Origin of the sequence: Pseudomonas edaphica, from assembly GCF_005863185.1 — a bacterium.
GTDB classification, from domain to species: Bacteria; Pseudomonadota; Gammaproteobacteria; order Pseudomonadales; family Pseudomonadaceae; genus Aquipseudomonas; species Aquipseudomonas edaphica.
Genome location: NZ_VBVZ01000698.1, coordinates 1 through 3,020, shown reverse-complemented (window position 1 = coordinate 3,020; position 3,020 = coordinate 1). Strand labels below are relative to the sequence as shown.

Annotated in this window: 2 protein-coding genes; both read left to right on the top strand. The window is 50.7% G+C overall.

Going from position 1 to position 3,020, the window contains the following annotated elements; all coding sequences use genetic code 11:
* Positions 1 to 111 precede the first annotated feature (111 nt).
* Complete coding sequence (locus FEM54_RS29170) at positions 112 to 903, top strand: hypothetical protein (RefSeq protein WP_138453918.1); 792 nt, start codon at positions 112 to 114, stop codon at positions 901 to 903.
* 352 nt (positions 904 to 1,255) lie between these two features.
* The gene (locus tag FEM54_RS29165) at positions 1,256 to 1,828 is read left to right on the top strand and encodes a hypothetical protein (RefSeq protein WP_138453917.1); all 573 of its coding nucleotides are present in this window, start codon (positions 1,256 to 1,258) and stop codon (positions 1,826 to 1,828) included.
* Positions 1,829 to 3,020: the final 1,192 nt, after the last annotated feature.

The following is a 3,020-nucleotide window of genomic DNA, read 5'->3' as shown; positions in this document are numbered from 1 at the left end:
GTCGGTAACCACCAAAAGTAACCACCCCGCCTGGTTACCATCCGTCATAGGGATCTCCGTCACGGAGTCGCTCGGCTCCAACATAAGCCCATTTTAAATTGAGGTGATGCCATGAAAGAACCTAGCGCGCTAACCAAGAACATCACTGAATGGCTAAAGAAGACCGGCTTCCCGTTGGAAATGGAAGCGGCGGCAGCATTTCGCGAGGCCGGGTTCGACGTTAGACAATCTGCCACCTTTGCCGACCCCCAAGCCGATAAAGGGCGAGAAATAGATGTGCTTGCGCAAGATCCGGACTGGATTGGGATATTGGACATTTCCTTTGTCGTTGAGTGCAAGTCAACCCAAAATCCCTGGGTAGTATTCATGTCCGATGACGTACTCAAAACCTCAAATAGACTGGATGCTTTTGGCGTCAAATCTGGTGCTGCTCGTGCCGTATTGAAAAAACGTGTATCGATGGGAATACGGCGCGAACTTCCTCTCCTGACTAAATATATAGAACGCCCTAATCGTGGGGGTTATGGTTTCCGCCAAGCCATGGGAGGTAAGAACGATGAGGCTTTCGGAGCAGCAATATCGGTATTAAAAGCTTGCCACGGAGTGTCTCAAGATGAAGGAGAGGGAAAGCTGCCGCGTTTGGCATTCGCCTTTCCGATCATCGTCGTAGATTCACCACTATTCGAATGCGAGAGGAGTAGCGAGGGTGAGCTAGTGTTAACCGAGGTTCAGAAAAGCGAATTTCTATTCTCGGCACATATACCCAGTCAGGTTGGATGTTGCATTAGAGTGGTGAGACGAGAGTGTCTGACCGAGGTTGCCCGAGAATCAAAGGAACTGGCAGACGCACTAAGGGACAATTTGGCAAGAGATGAAAGCAGAATCCTAGCTGATGCGTTGTGACATGAAACATTACGTTTAGCCAAGGAACACAAAAAGGGTCGCGCCCACGCTCGAAACCTTGGCTATTGTTAACAGGGTGGCGGGGTGGACAACCTCATTAGGGACTAACTTTTGCTAACAAGCCGCGAGCGCTCTCATCCGCTCCAGGCCGGCCCGATGTCAGCTTTTGTCAGGTTCTGATGCGTGATGAATGAAGGGCTTTGACTGCTTCCAACTCCGCTTTCATTTAAAGTTTTGACCACTTTTCGGAAGCAAATGAGATAATGCAAGACGGCGGAGGTACCCATGTACCCTATCGATTAGGCCACAGGCTAATCCTCGCTTCGCGATTTCACCATGGAGAGAAAAAATTATGGACATACTTATAAAGCTATTTGATTTCTTAGAAAAGAACCAAAATATTGCGTCTGCCGTGTCTGCAATTGCAAGTGCGGCCGCGGCTATTATTGCAGTGCTAGTTTCAATCTACGCGGTACGGGTATCTGCAAAATCGGCGAAGCAGCAACAACTCCATAACACTTTAACAGTTAAGCCCATCCCTGAAGTAATGATTGGAGACTACGAAAACTCCTTGCGAGTTAAGCTCAGGAATAACGGAGCCGGACCGTTGCTAGTGACATCTCTAGTCGCAACGCTTCATGAAAAACCACATTCATCTTTAATCGACTGCATGCCCGACCTTAGAGGTAGGCACTGGACAAATTTTGCGGGGGTTGTTGACGGGCGAGCCCTCCTCCCCGGGGATGAGATTGTTCTTGTGGAACTGACTGCAGAGCCAGGGGAAACAACCTTTAGCATTTCTCGCGAACTTGCAAAACATGCGCTATCTCATACGGAAATAGTAATTAAATATACCGACGTCCAAAACTCAGTATTTTTGCCGTATAAAAAATCTCTTTCATGGTTCGGGCGAAACCTCGAATAAGTCAGCATTCGGAACGCTAACGCGTATGGTCGGCCGAAGAGCAGTAAGATCGAATCGCCTGAAGGCATCTTGGAAACCATCAGAATCTAACGAGCGGCGCAGTTTTCCAGCTTCAAAGCTACGTAAAAAATGCCGCGTCGTAGAGGTCGGTCCGCACGATGAAGGTAAGTATCCATGTTGGTATCCACTGTTTTATTAGGTACGGGCGTGGATACCTTGGTGGTGACCGCTCTCCCTGGGTCACCGACGCACCAAATCCCATTTACCGAAACACCCCTCGGAAGGCTGGCGACCAGTTCCGGCCGGCGAGTGTTGCGCAGTATTTCGCGCACACCCACCGCGCACCTGGCCTGCGCGAAGCAGTGCCCCCGGCAACGTTTCACGCCCCTCCACGCAGCATATTCACGCACTGAGGCCTTGTAACACCCGGTGTAACAGCAGATCGAGTTGTTTCAGATTGGGGCCGCATGATGCCAGCGCGACGATGTAGAGGCTCCAGCGCCAGCAATGGCCCGCCGGTTTACTGCGCAGCAATTGCGCAAATTGCGCACCGCTAATGCGTATTCTGGGTGCGCACCGGAGGTAGGTTCGCACTGAGGTTCGCAACCTCCTACGCGAACCTGGTGCGAACCAGGCTGCCAGCCTGTTATCAAAAGTTATGGTTGCCAGGCGCTGGTTTCCACTGTGGCTTCCACCAAAAGCAGGTGTTTTGACTGGCAACTCTGTAATTTGCGAAACCTAACCCACGGGTGAAGCGCAGCGAGTCTGCCGCCACCGTTCGCGAACCACCCCACGCAATCGTCCTTAAGCGTCATTGATGCCCCATCCGTACACGATGTGATTTACCACGAGGCAGCAGGCTGGAGCCCAACTTTGATATCAGACACAGCAAGACTTAAACATCGATGGCGCTGTTCGCAGGCGAGCACGCGACGAGAGCATCAAGGAAGCTCAGGCACAACAGCGGGAGGGGTACCAACTGGAGGGCGTTGGATGCAATTGAATTAAAACGAAACCGAAGGCGCGTCTGAGGCCGCATTTGGCCTCATTTTTATATCAACAAGAAATTGTTATGAAGCTGAGCCAAGAAAATGAAACCGCAGGTCTAAAACTGGCCCCACTGATTTAGGGTGCATCTTTATAATAACTTGCTTCACAAATTTATTAAAACCGAGAACGAGCTCTGCCATGT